This window comes from Streptococcus parasanguinis, from assembly GCF_032163505.1.
Lineage (GTDB): Bacteria > Bacillota > Bacilli > Lactobacillales > Streptococcaceae > Streptococcus > Streptococcus parasanguinis_V.
Map to the genome: position 1 here is coordinate 179,118 of NZ_CP134147.1, position 17,726 is coordinate 196,843.

A 17,726-nucleotide genomic window follows, 5' to 3' on the forward strand; every position below is an offset into this window, starting at 1 on the left:
TATTTGACAAAAATAAGTAGACGGTGTATACTTTATAAAAAGTAGACAACGTATACTTCGATAAGGGAAGGTGGTCAAATGAAACGGAATACGGAAGAACTGAAAGAAAAGTTAATTTCGGTCGGCATTGAAGAAATCAGAACTAACGGGATTGACCGGATGTCTATGCGTACAATAGCTCAAAAATGTGGGGTGACTCATGGAGCTCCCTATAAGCATTTTGGAAGTAAAGATAGATATATTCAAGTTGTTATGGAACACTTATCAATGTTCTTTTTGAAAAATATGATACTTGGAATTGATACTTCCATAGATGCAATAACTCAACTAACTCTGATGGGCTGTAACTTTGTAAGGTTTGCCCAAGAGGAAACCTATCTATTTGAAGCATTATTTATCAAATTTCCATATAACTATATGGAGTTGTTCCAGGAAACTATTTCAGTCAACTCCTCTTTACCAGGATTTGAACATTTTAAGTCGGTAGCGTTAAGACTTAAAGATGAGGAAAATCTTTCTAGTGGTGACGCAGAAATTTTGATCCATTTTTGGAGTTTTATTGCTGGTTTGGCTCTATTGGTAAGGAGTCCTGTTGGAGAAAGCTTTAAAGAAAATGATGTTCAAAAGACCGTCAGAACGATGCTTGATATTTATATAAAAGGAGATAGCTGATGAATGTTTTAATAATCTATTCACATCCGAATGAAACAAGTTATAATGCATCAATCCTTCAAACTGTGCAAAAGCATTTAGCACCAGAGCATAGAGTTAAAATAGTAGACTTATATAAAGAAAACTTTGATCCGGTTTTACGTTTTGATGAAAGGCATAAAAGGAGAGATTTACAGCATAATGAAGATATGAAACCATATAGAGATTTATTGAGTTGGGCGGATCAGTTGATTTTTATTTTCCCTACTTGGTGGAGTGGAATGCCAGCTATTTTAAAAGGTTTTATTGATCGTGTTTTTGTTGCAGGTTTTGCTTATCAGAATGGACCTCGAGGTCCGGTGGGGCAACTAGATGGAAAAGCGTGGATCATTACGACGCATAATACGCCAAAAATTTTTCTTCCTTTTTCTCAAGACTACGCAAAGGTTCTAAAATCTCAAATCTTGAAACCCTGTGGTATTAAACCGGTTAAAATGACACAAGTTACACGAGTGGAGTATATGAGTGATCGTCAACGGAAAGAAGAACTCGAAAAAATCGTACAGATAGCCAAAAGGATATAAAAACGTGCGTTACAAGTCATGACAGAGCATACAGAAGATGAGTAAAAAGGCTGAGACGATTTGTCTCAGCCTTTTTACTTTGTATTTTAAGTCCTTTGTATCTTGATTTTCCCAACCAGCAGCTCAGCTTCGATGGTGATTTCTGTAAGTTGGCTCCAGTCGATTTTTTCTTGGTCAACGTGAAATAGAAGGGGGGTCATGGCGAGGAACGCCTGGCGTTCTTCAGGAGTTAAACTCTTGGTAAGGCTGACCGTTTCGGATGAGAGGAACTGGCAGTGGTCTTCAAAATGCTCCAAAATTTCCTGGTTGGAGTAAGATTGCTTGGTCAATTGATCTTGGGCCAACTGACGAATTTCTTTTAGATGAGAAGAGGTTGGGACGACCTTAATGATCACCCCTTCTGTCTTTAAGACACGTTCAAATTCAGCGTAATTAGCCGGGGAGAAGATGTCCAAAATGACCTCCATACTCTTAGATTGAATGGGTAAATGAGCCAAATCTCCTACAAACCAATTGACCTTCCAGCTAGCATCACTCTTGGCAGCTAGTTGTACGGATTCCTTTGAAAGATCAAATGCATAGAAAGTAGCTTGGGGATAAGCTTCTTGTAGTTTTCGGGAGTAATAACCTTCTCCGCAACCGATATCTAGAATCTTGCCATCACAAGTCGGAATTTTTTGTCCGATCGCTGTTAGAATCGGCTCATAAAACCCTGCTTCTAAGATCAGCTGGCGATTTTGGAAATTTTCTTTGTCATAGTCCTTTGATTGCTTGTTCTGGGGAGCCAGGTTAACATAGCCAAATTTCGCCAAATCAAAGGAATGGGCCTTGGGACATTTAAAACTAGTACCCACAAGTTCTAGGTCCAATTGACAGATGGGACAGGCAAAGGCAGTGGCTGTTTGAAATCGTTGTAATTTTGGTTTGATCGGTGTATTCATATTAGTAGTGTAACAAAAGAGCCTCTAGATAGCAACTGATGCTTTAATGGGACTAAGTCACACTTTTTTAACGGTTCTACGCGGAATTGAGTGGACCTTGAGTTTCTTTATCTAATTTTGTCCACTGGATTGTTCAGGACGGTTTTCAATTCTGGACAATATTTACTTGTCTCAAATTCAATGATCTCATATTGAGCAATCTTATTTTGATAGAATGGATCGTGTGCAATGATTTCTTGGACAGCATCTTTATTTTTTGCTCTCATGAGAATGATACCGCCGGTCCTTGGATTTTTTCTTCCAGATGCGATAAAATGACCTTCTGTATAATACTGATTTAAAAAATCTATGTGTTTTTCTAAGAATTTTTCAACTTCATCAAGGGGCTTGATATAGGTAAGATTTACAATAAACATAAGTGACTCCTTTAAAATAAATGATAAATAGATTATAATACTTTACAAACTACCTGAATAGTAGGCACATTTTTGTAAGGAGAAAAAATGTTAACAAATAAAAATTGGAACTGTAGTATGTCTCGAGTCTTAGATGTGGTTGGTGGGAAATGGAGGATGAATATATTATGGGTTATAAACAAGCATAAGAAAGTTCGTTTCAATCAATTGAGAAGAGAAGTTGAAGGGATTACAACTATCAGTTTGACACGTGGATTAGATGTTTTAATAGAGCTCCAATTGATTGAGAAATATGATTATGAGTCTCTGCCTCTTCATACAGGATATGAGCTGACAGAAAAAGGGAAATCACTGATGCCGATTTTAAAGGACTTGAATCAATGGGGAAAAGAATGGTTGCATTAAATTTTCTTCTTTTTGTCACTTTCATCTTGCCACTTAGGTTCTCATTTTGACCGCTTATCCCAAAAGGCCGTTTTTTAAACGGCTTTTTTGCTAGACTGATATTGTCAAAAAGGAGAGAGAACATGATATTACAAGCTAAAAACATCAGTAAACGGTATGGAAATCATCTAGCGGTTGATCATATTCACCTACAGTTTGAAAAGGGAACGTTTAATGCGATTCTAGGACCAAATGGGGCGGGGAAATCAACGACGATTTCCATGTTGATTGGTTTGAAACAACCAACGCAAGGCGACATTATTTATGAACCCGGTACTAAAATTGGTGTGGTCTTCCAAACCAGTGTTTTAGATGAGATGCTGACGGTTAGGGAAAATCTGACCATTCGTGCCAGACAGTACAAAGGCCTAAAACCAAATCGTGTGTCTGATCTTATTGATCGACTAGGCCTGTCAGCTTTCCAAAAGCAGAAATATGGGACGCTTTCAGGCGGCCAAAAGCGTCGGGTTGACATTGCGCGTGCTCTACTGCACGGCCCAGATCTTCTGTTCTTAGATGAGCCAACGACAGGTTTAGACATTCAAACCCGGAAGTCTATTTGGGATTTGCTCTATCAATTGCAGAGAGAAGAGGGAATGACTGTTGTATTGACCACACATTATCTTGACGAAGCAGATGAAGCTGATCAAATTTATATTGTAGACCATGGGAAAGTGATTGCTCAAGGATCGGCACTAGATATTAAAAGCCAGTATGCTACTAATATCTTAAAGATTCGTTTCAAGGAGAGACAGCAGATAGAAAGTCTCAAATCTTCGGGAATGTCAGTAGAGCAACAAAGTCAATTGGAGTATGTTCTTCAACCCGAGAGTGAAAGGGAAGCCATTGATTACCTGGTACAAGTTAGAGATAAATTAGCCCATTTTGAGTTTCGTCCAGGGACTATGGATGATGCCTTTATTGCACTAACAGGAAGGGAGGTTCGCTAATGCTAGCCTTACTAAAGCGAAATTTTTTATTGTATTTTAGGAATCGTTCAGGTGTTTTCTTCTCCTTGTTGGGAGCCTTGATTTCCTTTATTCTCTATATTATTTTTCTTCAAAAAAATCTAACAGATGCCTGGGCTCAGCTTCCCAATAGTGCTCCTATGTTAAATAATTGGTTAATGAGTGGGACGCTGGCTGTGACAGGGATTACGACAAGTCTGGCTGCCCTGACTCAGTTAGTAAAGGACCGTGAACATCAAGTAGATCAGGATCTTTATTTATCGGATCAAGGAAAGTGGCGGTTAGCATTTTCGTATCTAACGAGTGCAATCATCATTTCTTTTTCCATGCAGATCCTTATGTATGTGCTGATGTGTGGCTATTTTAGAGAAGTTCCAACCTTATCTCTATTACCTGAAGTGCTCCTCATTATGCTCCTTAGTAGCCTACTTTCTAGCTTAGTGAACGTCATTTTTGTTTATTTTTTCCAATCAGTAGACAGTCTTGGGAAGTTTTCGACCATAGTGGGTACAGCTTCTGGTTTTTTGGTAGGGACTTATGTTCCTTTGGGGGTTCTACCTAATTTTGCTCAACTACTAATGAAATGTACCCCAGCTACTTATATTGCTGCACTTTATCGACAAGTCCTCATGAAAGAAGCATTAAGTGAGACCTTTAAAGGTCAAGATAAGCTTCTTCAAGAGTTTCAAGAAAAAATGGGTGTTCAGCTCAAATGGCAAACTTTATTGACAAAGGAACAAACATACCTTATAGTGTTAGGAGGTATTCTTCTAGCTTTGGGGATTTGGATTTCCTTGGCAAAAAGATCGAGTAAAAGAAAGTAAGTGAGAATTGGAGTAGGAATGAAGATTCGTTTTGAGGAAAAACAAGATATCCCAGAAAACGACCCCTGTGTGGTCATTCAAGCCAAGCAATTATCTGATCAAGCACGAGAGGTGATGGAGTATCTCGAACAATTTTCGACAGTGAATCAAGTAGTGATCCCTATCAAAACAGATGATCATTTGATCATGGTGAAAATTGATGACATTATTCTAGCTGAGATTGATAAGAATCAGCTCACCATTTATACGACAGACAAAACGTTCACCATCAGAGATACTTTGATAAATTTTCAACATCGGATTAATCGTCGTAATTTTTTACAGATATCACGCCACGCTGTGATGAATATCGACCATTTAGAATCGCTATCGGATAGTTTTTCAGGCAATATGATGGCTAAACTGACACGTGGAGTAAAATCAAGTGTCAGTCGGAAATATGTCAAATCCTTGATGGATTATTTAGGGGTATAGGAGAAAGTGATGAAACGAGTTATAGCTTATTTTGTATCTGGTATGAGGACAGGATCCTTCTTTTATTTGTGTTTGGTGTTATTATCCCATGTCTATCCCAACATCGTCTATCCCGCTGTAAATGTCCGCAACATCCTAGCGATATTTTTGATGAGTGGGACAATGGGCATCTTGACCTTCATTCTTGAGGAAGAAGAGTTTTTGACCTATAGTTTGCGTGTGGCTTTGCATTTAGTTGTGACAGCTGCCATCTTAGCATTAACCTACTTGTTTTTTGGCTGGGGGACAGCCTTACGGAGCCCGATTCCTTGGTTGATCTTTCTAGCCATTTACGGCCTGATCTGGCTGTACCAGATTTGGCAACTCCATAAAAAAACTCAACGAATCAACCAAGCTTTGTTGCATCGCAGAAAAGGGAAATAGTCTCAGAAAAAAGTGTATAAGAAAACCACGAAGTTCATACGAAACTTCGTGGTTTTACTTTCTTAATAAGTCAAAACAAAGTATTTTTTCTTACCGCGACGGATAACGGTCAATTCATTTTCTAATTTATCGCTATCGCTCAAGACATAGTCAAGGTCTTGGATGCGTTCGCCATTGACGTAGATCGCTCCATTTTGAACATCTTCGCGGGCTTGGCGTTTAGAATTCACTACACCAGCTGTGACCAAGAGTTCTACAATGTTGAGGTTGTCTTCTGCTTGGACCTGGTAGTTTGGCACACCACGAAGGCCTTGTTTGAGTTCTTTGACAGAAAGGTTTTTGATGTTTCCTGCAAAGAGTTGTTCCGTGATGTTGAGGGCTTCCTTGTAAGCTTCTTCACCGTGAACGAGGGTGACCACTTCACGCGCCAAGATCTTTTGAGCCAAACGTTCATGAGGAGCAGCCTCAAACTGCTTACGGATCTCTTCGATCTCGTCCAGTGACAAGAAAGTGAAGATCTTCAAGAAGCGCACAGCGTCGGCGTCCATCACATTCATCCAGAATTGGTACATTTCGTATGGAGATGTTTTGTCTGCATTGAGCCAGACGGCATTGCCTTCTGATTTACCGAATTTCTTACCAGTTGCATCTGTGATCAAAGGCACAGTCATAACATGACCAGTTTTATCTGCCTTACGACGCATCAACTCAGTACCAGCTGTCATGTTTCCCCATTGGTCAGATCCACCGATTTGAAGGGTGACATTGTGTTCTTGGTTGAGGACGTAGAAGTCGTAGCCTTGCATGATTTGGTAGGCAAACTCTGTGTAAGAAATCCCTGTCTCAATCCGTTTTTTAACAGATTCTTTACTCATCATAGCATTGACCGTAAAGTATTTTCCAACATCTCGAAGGAAGTCAATAAAGCTAATGCTTCCGAACCAATCGTAGTTGTTGACCATTTCGGCTTTGTTGTCACCATTTTCAAAATCGAGGAAACGAGACAATTGCCCTTGAATGGAGCGAACCCATTCTTGAACAGTTTCTTTTGTTTGGAGACTACGCTCAGCATCTTTGAAGGACGGATCTCCAATGAGACCAGTCGCACCGCCAACGAGCGCGTAAGGTTTGTGGCCTGCTAGTTGAAGGCGACGGCTCGTTAAGATGGCAACCAAGTGACCAAGGTGAAGGCTGTCAGCAGTTGGATCATAACCAGTATAATAAGAAACCTGACCTTCTTCCAGTGCTTTGCGCAAGGCTTCTTCATCCGTCGTTTGAAATACCAAACCACGCTCTTTTAGCTCATCAAAAATGTGCATGTGTCTTTTCTCCTTTATAAGTTTATTCATTTCTCTATTCTACCATAAACCACGGAAATGGCAATGCTTTCCGTCATTTTCTTGTCCTTACTCAAGAAGATTGAACGAGGATTTCTACGCTCTTGTGATTGAAAACAAAGGGGCTAATCTGCTATAATATAGGGAACAAGGAGAAAGAATCAGTGAATCAATTAAAAGAGAAGCTGCAAGAGTTTTGGAAGAAAGTCCAAAAATTCTTTGCAAAGATGTATACAGAAACTCCGAATAAGGAAAAAAATGAAGAAAGTGGCTGGTCTGTCGGCGATATTTTTGCGACCTTTTTGAGGACGCTCAAACTCTTGTGGGATGTGATGATCGCCTTATTTGTGTGCCTCTTTTTATTTGGCGCAGGGATCGGGATTGGTTATGCAGCAAGCCTCTTTAGCAATGTTAAGGTTCCAAAGACAGAAGAACTAGTCCAGCAGGTTCGCAATGTCAGCAGTGTTTCAAAACTGACCTATTCCGATAAGAGCCTGATTGCAGAAGTGGACAGTGATTTGATCCGCACGCCGGTAGCTGGAGATGCCATTTCCGACAATGTCAAAAAGGCTGTGATCGCTACTGAGGATGAGAACTTTGAAAGCCACAAGGGGGTTGTACCCAAAGCTGTTCTTCGGGCGACGCTTGGATCTGTAGCCGGTGTCGGTTCCTCTAGTGGGGGATCGACCTTAACCCAGCAGTTGATCAAACAGCAAGTCGTAGGAGATGCTCCAACCTTTACTCGTAAGGCGACAGAGATTGTCGATGCTCTAGCTTTAGAGAGGGGAATGGATAAAAACGAAATCCTAACCACCTACTTAAACGTCTCGCCTTTTGGACGAAACAATCGGGGACAAAATATTGCAGGTGTGGAAGCCGCAGCTCAAGGGATCTTTGGCGTCTCTGCGAAAGACTTGTCTGTTCCACAAGCAGCCTTTATCGCTGGCTTGCCACAGAGTCCGATTGTCTACTCACCTTATGCTGCAGACGGAAGCCTAAAGAGCAAGGAGAATCTCGAGTTAGGTTTGGCGCGTGCCAAAGATGTTTTGTTCAATATGTACCGGACGGGAGCCTTATCGAAAAAAGACTACGAAACCTATGCTCAGTACGACTTGACCAAAGACTTCATTGCTCCAGATGGCATCGAGAAAACACCGCATGACTACCTCTACTTCCAAGCAATGGAAGAAGCAAAAGAGGCCATGTATGATTACTTGATCAAGCGAGACAATGTCACCAAGCAAGACCTGAAAAATAATGAAACCGTCAAGGCTTATCAAGAATTAGCTGAGAGTGAGTTGCGCGAAGGTGGTTACACTATCCAAACCACTATTAACAAACCGGTTCACAATGCGATGCAGGCTGCAGTCGCGAATTTTGGAAGCGTCTTGGATGATGGAACGGGACTGGTAGAAGTTGGGAATGTCCTGATGGACAACCGAACGGGTGCTGTTTTAGGATTTATCGGTGGTCGGAATTTTGATGGTAACCAAAACAACCATGCCTTTGATACAGAACGTTCCCCAGGATCTACTATCAAGCCACTGTTGGCCTATGGTATTGCCATCGACCAAGGCTTGATGGGAAGCAATAGCATCCTTTCTAACTACCCGACTAATTTCTCAAGTGGTGAGCCAATCATGCACGTGGATAGCCGAGGGACAGGCATGATGGATCTCCGTGAGGCCCTCAATACCTCATGGAATATTCCAGCTTACTGGACTTACCGGACCCTTCGTGAAAAGGGTGTGGATGTCCCATCCTACATGAAGAAAATGGGCTATGATATCCCTGAATATGGCATTGAGAGTCTGCCAATGGGGGGAGGAATTGAGGTCACTGTTGCCCAACATACCAATGGTTTCCAAACCATTGCTAACAATGGGAACTACCTCAAACGCTACATGGTAGAGCAAATCATTGATCGAGATGGGGATGTAGTATACAAGCACGAGGCAGATCCTGTTCGTGTTTACTCTCCAGCGACGGCAACGATTATGCAGGATCTCTTGCGCGGGGTTATTACGTCTGGTGCTACAACGACCTTTAAGTCACGGATTAGCCAAGTCAATCCAACGCTGGCAGGTGCTGACTGGATTGGAAAAACCGGTACCACTAACTCAAATGGGGATATGTGGCTCATGCTGTCCACCCCTAATGTTTCTTTAGGAGGTTGGATTGGCCATGACAACAATGCTTCTATGCAGACCTTGACTGGATACAACAACAATGCCCAATACATGGCGCAGTTGGCAAATGCGATCTACCAAGCAGATCCAAGTCTCTTCGGAATTCAGGATAAATTCACTCTCGATAAGAGTGTGATCCGCTCTGAAGTGCTCAAATCGACTGGTGAAAGACCGGGTCGCGTCAATGTCAATGGCCGGGATATCGATGTGAGCGGTCAAATGGTGACGAGCCTTTGGGCCAAAAACGGAGCGCCAACCACTCAATACCGCTTTGCCATCGGGGGATCGGATAGCGATTACCAAAGTGCTTGGGCAGCGATTCTCGGTAATAGCAGTGGAAATCAGTCCAATAATAAGAACAATTCGACAACCAATAGTTCATCAAGCAATAGTTCAAATCGAAATAGTTCCAATCGCGGCAATCGACGCTAGTCTGATCCAGTAGAAAAACTAGAGAAAGCCTTGATTTTTGGAGCAAAAAACGATATAATAGTGATAACTAATTTGTCGTGTGCTTTATTTGAAATATTGTCCAAATAAGAGCTTACAGCAGTTAAATCTTACTTGAATAAGTCGATTTAGCTGCTCTTTTTGTGCCTATTTTTCAGGAAAACCCTAGTTTGTTACACAAATTTAATTTTTCTAAAAATTACAAAAAGCGACGAATAAGGTGAAGAGACAGTTCTTCACGTGATGCAAATCACAAAATTGTAGTTAAAACCGGATAGGTGGTAGGAGTGATGTTACCAAGCTATCCTAGTATAGAAAAAGGAGCTAAAAACTTTGGCAGGACATGACGTTCAATACGGGAAACATCGGACCCGTCGTAGTTTTTCAAGAATCAAAGAGGTTCTTGATTTACCAAACTTGATTGAAATCCAGACAGACTCATTCAAAGATTTCTTGGATCATGGCTTGAAGGAAGTATTTGAAGATGTGCTTCCAATCTCAAACTTCACGGATACAATGGAATTGGAATTTGTGGGTTATGAAATCCGCGAACCCAAGTATTCGCTTGAAGAAGCGCGCATTCACGATGCCAGCTACTCAGCACCAATCTTTGTGACCTTCCGTTTGGTCAACAAAGAAACAGGTGAAATCAAGACCCAAGAAGTTTTCTTTGGTGATTTCCCAATCATGACTGAAATGGGAACCTTCATCATCAATGGTGGAGAACGGATTATCGTATCTCAGTTGGTCCGCTCACCAGGTGTCTACTTCAATGATAAGGTGGACAAGAATGGTAAGATTGGCTATGGATCAACAGTTATCCCTAACCGTGGAGCTTGGTTAGAGCTTGAAACTGACTCAAAAGACATCGCCTACACGCGCATCGACCGCACACGTAAAATTCCATTTACAACGCTTGTGCGTGCTCTTGGATTCTCTGGAGATGATGAAATTATCGATATCTTTGGGGACAGCGAATTGGTTCGCAACACCATCGAAAAAGATATTCACAAAAATCCAATGGATTCGCGGACAGATGAAGCCCTCAAAGAAATCTACGAGCGTCTTCGTCCAGGTGAACCAAAAACAGCGGAAAGCTCACGTAGCTTGTTGGTAGCCCGTTTCTTTGATCCACGTCGTTATGACTTGGCACCAGTTGGTCGCTACAAGATCAACAAGAAACTCAATATCAAGAACCGCTTGTTGAATCAAACAATCGCAGAACCATTGGTGGATGCTGAAACAGGAGAAATCCTTGTAGAAGCTGGTACTGTCATGACGCGCGATGTCATCGACAGCATCTCAGAACAATTGGATAATGGTTTGAACAAAATCACCTACATTCCAAATGATGCTGCTGTTTTGACAGAACCGGTTGAATTGCAAAAATTCAAAGTTGTCGCTCCAACAGATCCAGACCGTGTTGTCACCATCATCGGGAATGCGAATCCATCTGACAAAGTACGCATTGTAACTCCAGCAGATATCTTGGCAGAGATGAGCTATTTCTTGAACCTTGCAGAAGGACTTGGCCGTGTAGATGATATCGACCACCTTGGAAACCGTCGGATTCGTGCCGTTGGTGAATTGCTTGCCAATCAAGTGCGTCTTGGACTTTCACGGATGGAACGAAACGTTCGCGAACGGATGTCTGTACAAGATAACGATGTCTTGACACCACAACAAATTATTAACATTCGTCCCGTAACTGCAGCGATCAAAGAATTCTTTGGGTCTTCACAGTTGTCCCAGTTCATGGACCAACACAACCCACTTTCTGAGTTGTCTCACAAACGTCGTTTGTCTGCCTTAGGGCCTGGTGGTTTGACACGTGACCGTGCCGGATATGAAGTGCGTGACGTGCACTATACCCACTATGGTCGTATGTGTCCAATCGAAACACCTGAAGGACCAAACATCGGTTTGATCAACAACTTGTCTTCATACGGACACTTGAACAAATATGGTTTCATCCAAACGCCATACCGGAAAGTGGATCGTGAAAAAGGTGTAGTGACCAACGAAATCGTTTGGTTGACAGCCGATGAAGAAGATGAGTACATCGTCGCGCAGGCCAACTCTAAGTTGAACGAAAAGGGTGGCTTTGCTGAGCCGATCGTTATGGGACGTCACCGTGGTAACAACCAAGAGTTCCCATCTGATCAAGTCGACTACATGGACGTGTCTCCAAAACAAGTAGTTGCCGTTGCGACAGCATGTATTCCTTTCTTGGAAAACGATGACTCCAACCGTGCCCTCATGGGTGCCAACATGCAACGTCAGGCTGTTCCATTGATTGATCCAAAAGCCCCTTATGTGGGTACTGGTATGGAATACCAAGCAGCCCATGACTCAGGTGCTGCAGTTATTGCACAACATGGTGGTAAGGTTACCTATGCAGATGCGGATAAGGTGGAAGTCCGTCGGGAAGATGGTTCTTTGGACGTCTACCATGTTCAAAAATTCCGTCGTTCAAACTCCGGTACAGCTTACAACCAACGTACTCTGGTTAAAGTTGGTGAAACCGTTGAAAAAGGCGACTTTATCGCTGATGGTCCATCGATGGAAAAAGGGGAAATGGCCCTTGGTCAAAACCCAATCGTCGCTTACATGACTTGGGAAGGGTATAACTTCGAGGATGCTGTTATCATGAGCGAACGCTTGGTGAAAGAAGATGTCTACACATCTGTTCACTTGGAAGAATTCGAATCAGAAACACGCGATACCAAGTTAGGCCCTGAAGAAATTACCCGTGAAATTCCAAACGTCGGGGAAGATGCTCTTCGTGACTTGGATGAAACAGGTATTATCCGTATTGGTGCTGAGGTTAAAGAAGGCGATATCCTTGTCGGTAAGGTAACACCGAAAGGTGAAAAAGACCTTTCTGCCGAAGAACGTCTCCTTCACGCTATCTTTGGGGATAAATCTCGTGAAGTGCGTGATACATCACTCCGTGTACCTCACGGTGGAGATGGAGTCGTTCGCGATGTTAAGATCTTTACCCGTGCAAACGGTGATGAATTACAATCTGGTGTCAACATGTTGGTTCGTGTTTACATTGCACAAAAACGCAAGATCCGCGTCGGAGATAAGATGGCCGGTCGTCACGGAAACAAAGGGGTTGTGTCTCGTATTGTTCCAGTTGAAGATATGCCTTACCTTCCAGACGGTACACCGGTTGATATCATGTTGAACCCTCTTGGGGTGCCATCACGTATGAATATCGGTCAGGTTATGGAACTTCACCTTGGTATGGCAGCTCGTAACTTGGGTATTCACATCGCAACACCAGTCTTTGATGGAGCAAGCTCAGAAGATCTCTGGGATACTGTGAAAGAAGCTGGTATGGATAGCGATGCCAAGACGATTCTTTACGATGGACGTACTGGTGAGCCGTTTGACAACCGTGTCTCTGTCGGTGTCATGTACATGATCAAGCTTCACCACATGGTTGATGATAAACTCCATGCCCGTTCAGTCGGACCATACTCAATGGTTACCCAACAACCACTCGGAGGGAAAGCTCAGTTTGGTGGACAACGTTTCGGGGAAATGGAAGTGTGGGCCCTTGAGGCTTATGGTGCATCAAATGTCCTTCAAGAAATCTTGACATACAAGTCAGATGATGTTAACGGACGTTTGAAAGCTTATGAAGCGATTACCAAAGGTAAACCAATTCCAAAACCAGGTGTACCAGAATCCTTCCGCGTTCTTGTCAAAGAATTGCAATCACTTGGTCTTGACATGCGTGTCTTGGACGAAGATGATCAAGAAGTGGAACTTCGTGACCTTGATGAAGGGGAAGACGATGATGTGATTCATGTGGATGACCTTGAAAAAGCACGCGAAAAAGCAGCAAAGGAAGCAAAAGCAGCCTTTGATGCCGAAGAATCAGAAAAATAATCAGTAAAAATGATTGTCCTGTGAGCAACCAATGCTTCTAGCAGGATGATTCGATAACAAGATACAGACACAAGGAGGTGGCAAGAAAGTTTCCTTTCTTCCTCCACCTAAGCTGTATCCAAATAAAACAAGTATGAAAACAAGGAAAGGTAAGAAATAGTGGTTGATGTAAATCGTTTTAAAAGTATGCAAATCACCCTAGCTTCTCCAAGCAAGGTCCGTTCATGGTCTTATGGAGAGGTCAAGAAACCTGAAACAATCAACTACCGTACATTGAAACCAGAACGCGAAGGTCTCTTTGATGAAGTCATCTTTGGACCTACAAAAGACTGGGAATGTGCGTGTGGGAAATACAAACGAATCCGTTACAAAGGGATCGTTTGTGACCGCTGTGGTGTGGAAGTAACACGTGCCAAGGTTCGTCGCGAACGCATGGGACACATCGAATTGAAAGCACCTGTGTCACACATCTGGTACTTCAAAGGCATCCCTTCTCGTATGGGGTTGACCTTGGACATGAGTCCTCGTGCCCTTGAAGAAGTCATCTACTTCGCAGCTTACGTGGTGATCGATCCAAAAGATACACCACTTGAGCACAAGTCCATCATGACAGAGCGTGAATACCGTGAACGCTTGCGCGAATACGGACCAGGTTCTTTTGTAGCTAAGATGGGGGCAGAAGCGATCCAAGACCTCTTGAAACAAGTGGATTTGGAAGCTGAAATTGCTGTCTTGAAGGAAGAATTGAAGACTGCAACTGGTCAAAAACGTGTGAAGGCAGTTCGCCGTTTGGATGTCTTAGATGCCTTCTACAAATCTGGCAACAAGCCAGAATGGATGGTTCTCAACATCCTTCCCGTTATTCCACCAGATCTTCGTCCGATGGTCCAATTGGATGGTGGCCGTTTTGCTGCCTCTGACTTGAATGATCTTTACCGTCGTGTGATTAACCGGAACAACCGTTTGGCACGTTTGCTTGAGTTGAATGCCCCTGGTATCATCGTGCAAAACGAAAAACGGATGCTCCAAGAAGCCGTTGATGCTTTGATCGACAACGGTCGTCGTGGTCGTCCGATCACAGGACCAGGTAGTCGTCCACTGAAATCTTTGAGCCATATGCTCAAAGGGAAACAAGGACGCTTCCGTCAAAACTTGCTCGGTAAACGGGTGGACTTCTCAGGACGTTCCGTTATCGCCGTTGGTCCAACTCTTAAGATGTACCAATGTGGTGTGCCACGTGAAATGGCCATCGAGCTCTTTAAACCATTTGTCATGCGTGAAATCGTTGCGCGTGACATCGTGCAAAACGTAAAAGCCGCTAAACGCTTGGTCGAACGTGGAGATGAACGTATCTGGGATATCTTGGAAGAAGTCATCAAAGAACACCCAGTTCTCTTGAACCGCGCACCGACCCTTCACCGTTTGGGGATCCAAGCCTTTGAACCTGTCTTGATTGACGGGAAAGCCCTTCGCTTGCACCCCCTTGTCTGTGAAGCCTACAATGCCGACTTCGATGGAGACCAAATGGCCATCCACGTACCGCTTTCAGAAGAAGCTCAAGCAGAAGCTCGTATCTTGATGTTGGCTGCTGAGCATATCTTGAACCCTAAAGATGGTAAACCAGTCGTTACGCCATCTCAGGATATGGTATTGGGGAACTACTACCTCACTATGGAAGAAGCTGGTCGTGAAGGAGAAGGCATGGTCTTCAAAGACCGTGATGAAGCGGTCATGGCTCTTCGCAATGGCTATGTTCACTTGCATACACGTGTCGGAATTGCGACAGATAGCTTGAACAAACCATGGACAGAAGCGCAACAACACAAGATTCTCTTGACAACTGTTGGTAAGATCCTCTTTAACGATATCATGCCTGCAGAGCTTCCATATCTTCAAGAGCCAAATAATGCCAACTTGACAGAAGGCGTTCCAGCTAAGTATTTCTTGGAGCCTGGTCAAGATGTCAAAGCAGCGATTGAGAAATTGGAATTAAACGTTCCATTCAAGAAGAAAAATCTTGGAAATATCATCGCAGAAATCTTCAAACGCTTCCGTACAACCGAAACATCTGCTTTCTTGGACCGCTTGAAAGACTTGGGTTACCATCACTCAACCCTTGCTGGTTTGACAGTGGGGATTGCCGATATTCCGGTCGTTGAAGATAAGGCAGAAATCATTGAAGAATCTCACAAACGTGTGGAACAAATCACCAAACAATTCCGTCGTGGTTTGATCACAGATGACGAACGCTACAATGCTGTTACAGCTGAATGGCGTGCAGCCCGTGAGAAATTGGAAAAACGCTTGGTGGATAACCAAGATCCGAAGAACCCAATCGTTATGATGATGGACTCTGGAGCCCGTGGTAACATCTCAAACTTCTCGCAACTTGCCGGTATGCGTGGTTTGATGGCCGCTCCAAACGGACGGATCATGGAATTGCCAATCCTGTCAAACTTCCGCGAAGGTTTGTCAGTACTCGAAATGTTCTTCTCAACTCACGGTGCCCGTAAAGGGATGACCGATACGGCCCTTAAGACAGCCGACTCAGGTTACTTGACTCGTCGTTTGGTTGACGTTGCCCAAGACGTCATTATTCGTGAAGATGACTGTGGAACAGACCGTGGACTTGTGATCCGTGCCATTACTGATGGTAAGGAAATGATCGAGCCACTCGAAGAACGCTTGACTGGTCGTTATACCAAGAAATCTGTTAAACATCCTGAAACAGGTGAAGTCATCGTTGGTCCAGATACCTTGATCTCAGAAGACCTAGCACGTGAAATTGTTCATGCTGGTGTGGAAGAAGTCACTATCCGCTCTGTCTTTACATGTAACACCCGCCATGGTGTCTGCCGTCACTGTTATGGTATCAACTTGGCGACTGGTGATGCGGTTGAAGTGGGTGAAGCAGTCGGAACCATCGCTGCCCAATCTATCGGGGAACCTGGTACACAGTTGACCATGCGTACCTTCCACACGGGTGGGGTTGCCTCAAATACCGATATCACTCAAGGTCTTCCTCGTGTCCAAGAAATCTTTGAAGCCCGCAATCCAAAAGGGGAAGCGGTCATCACTGAGGTCAAAGGGGAAGTCACAGCGATCGAAGAAGATGCTTCTACACGGACCAAGAAAGTCTTTGTTAGCGGAGCAACTGGTGAAGGTGAATACGTTGTCCCTTACACTGCCCGCATGAAAGTCGAAGTAGGAGATCAAGTCTCTCGTGGTGCGGCTCTGACAGAAGGGTCTATCCAACCAAAACGTCTCCTTGCCGTTCGTGATGTCTTGTCGGTTGAAACTTACCTTCTTGCGGAAGTACAAAAAGTATACCGTAGCCAAGGGGTAGAAATCGGCGACAAACACATCGAGGTAATGGTTCGTCAAATGATCCGTAAAGTACGTGTCATGGATCCAGGAGATACAGACCTTCTCATGGGTACGCTTATGGACATTACAGACTTTACAGATGCTAATAAGGATGTCCTTATCTCTGGTGGAGTTCCTGCGACTGCTCGTCCAGTCCTTATGGGAATCACCAAAGCCTCTCTTGAAACCAACAGTTTCTTGTCAGCTGCTTCCTTCCAAGAAACCACTCGTGTTCTTACTGACGCAGCGATCCGTGGTAAGAAAGACCATCTCCTTGGACTTAAGGAAAATGTTATCATTGGTAAGATTATTCCTGCAGGTACAGGGATGGCTCGTTACCGTAACTTGGAACCACAAGCGATTAACGAAGTTGAAATCATCGAAGAAGTGCCAGTAACAGATGGAACAGTCGATGAAGTTCAAACAGCTGAAGTCGTAGAAGAATAAGAAAAAAAGTCGGAACTACATGTTCCGGCTTTTTTTTGAAAAAATTATAAAAATTTATTATTTGAAAAATAATTGTATAATTATTGATTTATTTTTTTACCAAAAATATTAGCCCGGTAGAAGTCGTGCTGTAAATACTTACAATTAGTGATTATATGGATATGTATTCTAAATACCAAAATAATAAAATGACTAACTATTAGTAATTTCTTTATAAAACCCAAAAACGGTTTGACATTTAAAGTCATTGGCGGTAGAATGGAAAAAGATGTACACAAATTAAAAAAATGTCGAATTACATGTATGTCA

The 17,726-nt window shown here is 43.0% G+C and carries 13 protein-coding genes; 10 read left to right on the top strand and 3 right to left on the bottom strand.

Translation table 11 applies throughout. The annotated features are described in order from the left end of the window. Window positions 1-78 precede the first annotated feature (78 nt). Window positions 79-672, top strand: a complete 594-nt coding sequence (locus tag RIN70_RS01070) for a TetR/AcrR family transcriptional regulator (RefSeq protein WP_129824435.1) — start codon at window positions 79-81, stop codon at window positions 670-672. Beyond that, a complete protein-coding gene (locus RIN70_RS01075) occupies window positions 672-1,235 on the top strand; it encodes an NAD(P)H-dependent oxidoreductase (RefSeq protein ID WP_129824436.1) in 564 nt (187 codons plus the stop codon). Before RIN70_RS01070 ends, RIN70_RS01075 begins: the two co-directional genes overlap by 1 nt. Window positions 1,236-1,321: 86 nt before the next feature. Here RIN70_RS01075 and RIN70_RS01080 read toward each other — a convergent pair whose 3' ends face one another. Beyond that, a complete protein-coding gene (locus RIN70_RS01080) occupies window positions 1,322-2,176 on the bottom strand; it encodes a putative RNA methyltransferase (RefSeq protein WP_313790617.1) in 855 nt (284 codons plus the stop codon). A gap of 107 nt (window positions 2,177-2,283) precedes the next feature. Next, window positions 2,284-2,592: a YciI family protein gene (locus RIN70_RS01085; RefSeq protein ID WP_129824438.1), complete on the bottom strand. Its 309-nt coding sequence runs from the start codon at window positions 2,590-2,592 to the stop codon at window positions 2,284-2,286. An 87-nt stretch (window positions 2,593-2,679) separates the two neighbouring features. Here RIN70_RS01085 and RIN70_RS01090 point away from each other — a divergent pair, with 87 nt between their 5' ends. From RIN70_RS01090 to RIN70_RS01110, 5 genes are all read left to right on the top strand, one after another. Further along, a complete protein-coding gene (locus RIN70_RS01090) occupies window positions 2,680-2,997 on the top strand; it encodes a winged helix-turn-helix transcriptional regulator (protein ID WP_129824439.1) in 318 nt (105 codons plus the stop codon). A gap of 122 nt (window positions 2,998-3,119) precedes the next feature. After that, the gene (locus tag RIN70_RS01095; RefSeq protein WP_129824440.1) at window positions 3,120-3,986 is read left to right on the top strand and encodes an ABC transporter ATP-binding protein; all 867 of its coding nucleotides are present in this window, start codon (window positions 3,120-3,122) and stop codon (window positions 3,984-3,986) included. Next, window positions 3,986-4,828, top strand: coding sequence for an ABC transporter permease (locus tag RIN70_RS01100; RefSeq protein WP_129824441.1), 843 nt, complete (start codon window positions 3,986-3,988; stop codon window positions 4,826-4,828). The genes RIN70_RS01095 and RIN70_RS01100 overlap by 1 nt, the downstream gene beginning before the upstream one ends. An 18-nt stretch (window positions 4,829-4,846) precedes the next feature. Next, the gene (locus tag RIN70_RS01105) at window positions 4,847-5,302 is read left to right on the top strand and encodes a LytTR family DNA-binding domain-containing protein (RefSeq protein WP_049513831.1); all 456 of its coding nucleotides are present in this window, start codon (window positions 4,847-4,849) and stop codon (window positions 5,300-5,302) included. Window positions 5,303-5,311: 9 nt separating this feature from the next. Beyond that, window positions 5,312-5,725, top strand: a complete 414-nt coding sequence (locus RIN70_RS01110; protein WP_129824442.1) for a DUF3021 domain-containing protein — start codon at window positions 5,312-5,314, stop codon at window positions 5,723-5,725. A gap of 62 nt (window positions 5,726-5,787) precedes the next feature. Here the strand turns inward: RIN70_RS01110 and tyrS are convergent, their stop codons facing one another. Next, window positions 5,788-7,044 (bottom strand): tyrosine--tRNA ligase, encoded by a 1,257-nt coding sequence (gene tyrS / locus RIN70_RS01115; protein WP_003004779.1) that lies wholly within the window; start codon window positions 7,042-7,044, stop codon window positions 5,788-5,790. A gap of 182 nt (window positions 7,045-7,226) precedes the next feature. Between tyrS and pbp1b the strand changes: the two genes are divergently transcribed. The 3 genes from pbp1b (at window position 7,227) to rpoC (ending at window position 17,417) form a co-directional block, all read left to right on the top strand. Next, the gene (pbp1b, locus tag RIN70_RS01120; RefSeq protein ID WP_313790618.1) at window positions 7,227-9,683 is read left to right on the top strand and encodes a penicillin-binding protein PBP1B; all 2,457 of its coding nucleotides are present in this window, start codon (window positions 7,227-7,229) and stop codon (window positions 9,681-9,683) included. A gap of 351 nt (window positions 9,684-10,034) precedes the next feature. Continuing rightward, window positions 10,035-13,604 (top strand): DNA-directed RNA polymerase subunit beta, encoded by a 3,570-nt coding sequence (rpoB, locus tag RIN70_RS01125; RefSeq protein WP_014712771.1) that lies wholly within the window; start codon window positions 10,035-10,037, stop codon window positions 13,602-13,604. A gap of 159 nt (window positions 13,605-13,763) precedes the next feature. Then, a complete protein-coding gene (gene rpoC, locus RIN70_RS01130; RefSeq protein ID WP_313790619.1) occupies window positions 13,764-17,417 on the top strand; it encodes a DNA-directed RNA polymerase subunit beta' in 3,654 nt (1,217 codons plus the stop codon). Window positions 17,418-17,726 lie beyond the last annotated feature (309 nt).

Coding starts and splice junctions, on each gene's coding strand:
- RIN70_RS01070 (WP_129824435.1), top strand. CDS start 79: ATGAAACGGAATACGGAAGAACTGAAAGAAAAGTTAATTTCGGTCGGC.
- RIN70_RS01075 (WP_129824436.1), top strand. CDS start 672: ATGAATGTTTTAATAATCTATTCACATCCGAATGAAACAAGTTATAAT.
- RIN70_RS01080 (WP_313790617.1), bottom strand. CDS start 2,176: ATGAATACACCGATCAAACCAAAATTACAACGATTTCAAACAGCCACT.
- RIN70_RS01085 (WP_129824438.1), bottom strand. CDS start 2,592: ATGTTTATTGTAAATCTTACCTATATCAAGCCCCTTGATGAAGTTGAA.
- RIN70_RS01090 (WP_129824439.1), top strand. CDS start 2,680: ATGTTAACAAATAAAAATTGGAACTGTAGTATGTCTCGAGTCTTAGAT.
- RIN70_RS01095 (WP_129824440.1), top strand. CDS start 3,120: ATGATATTACAAGCTAAAAACATCAGTAAACGGTATGGAAATCATCTA.
- RIN70_RS01100 (WP_129824441.1), top strand. CDS start 3,986: ATGCTAGCCTTACTAAAGCGAAATTTTTTATTGTATTTTAGGAATCGT.
- RIN70_RS01105 (WP_049513831.1), top strand. CDS start 4,847: ATGAAGATTCGTTTTGAGGAAAAACAAGATATCCCAGAAAACGACCCC.
- RIN70_RS01110 (WP_129824442.1), top strand. CDS start 5,312: ATGAAACGAGTTATAGCTTATTTTGTATCTGGTATGAGGACAGGATCC.
- tyrS (WP_003004779.1), bottom strand. CDS start 7,044: ATGCACATTTTTGATGAGCTAAAAGAGCGTGGTTTGGTATTTCAAACG.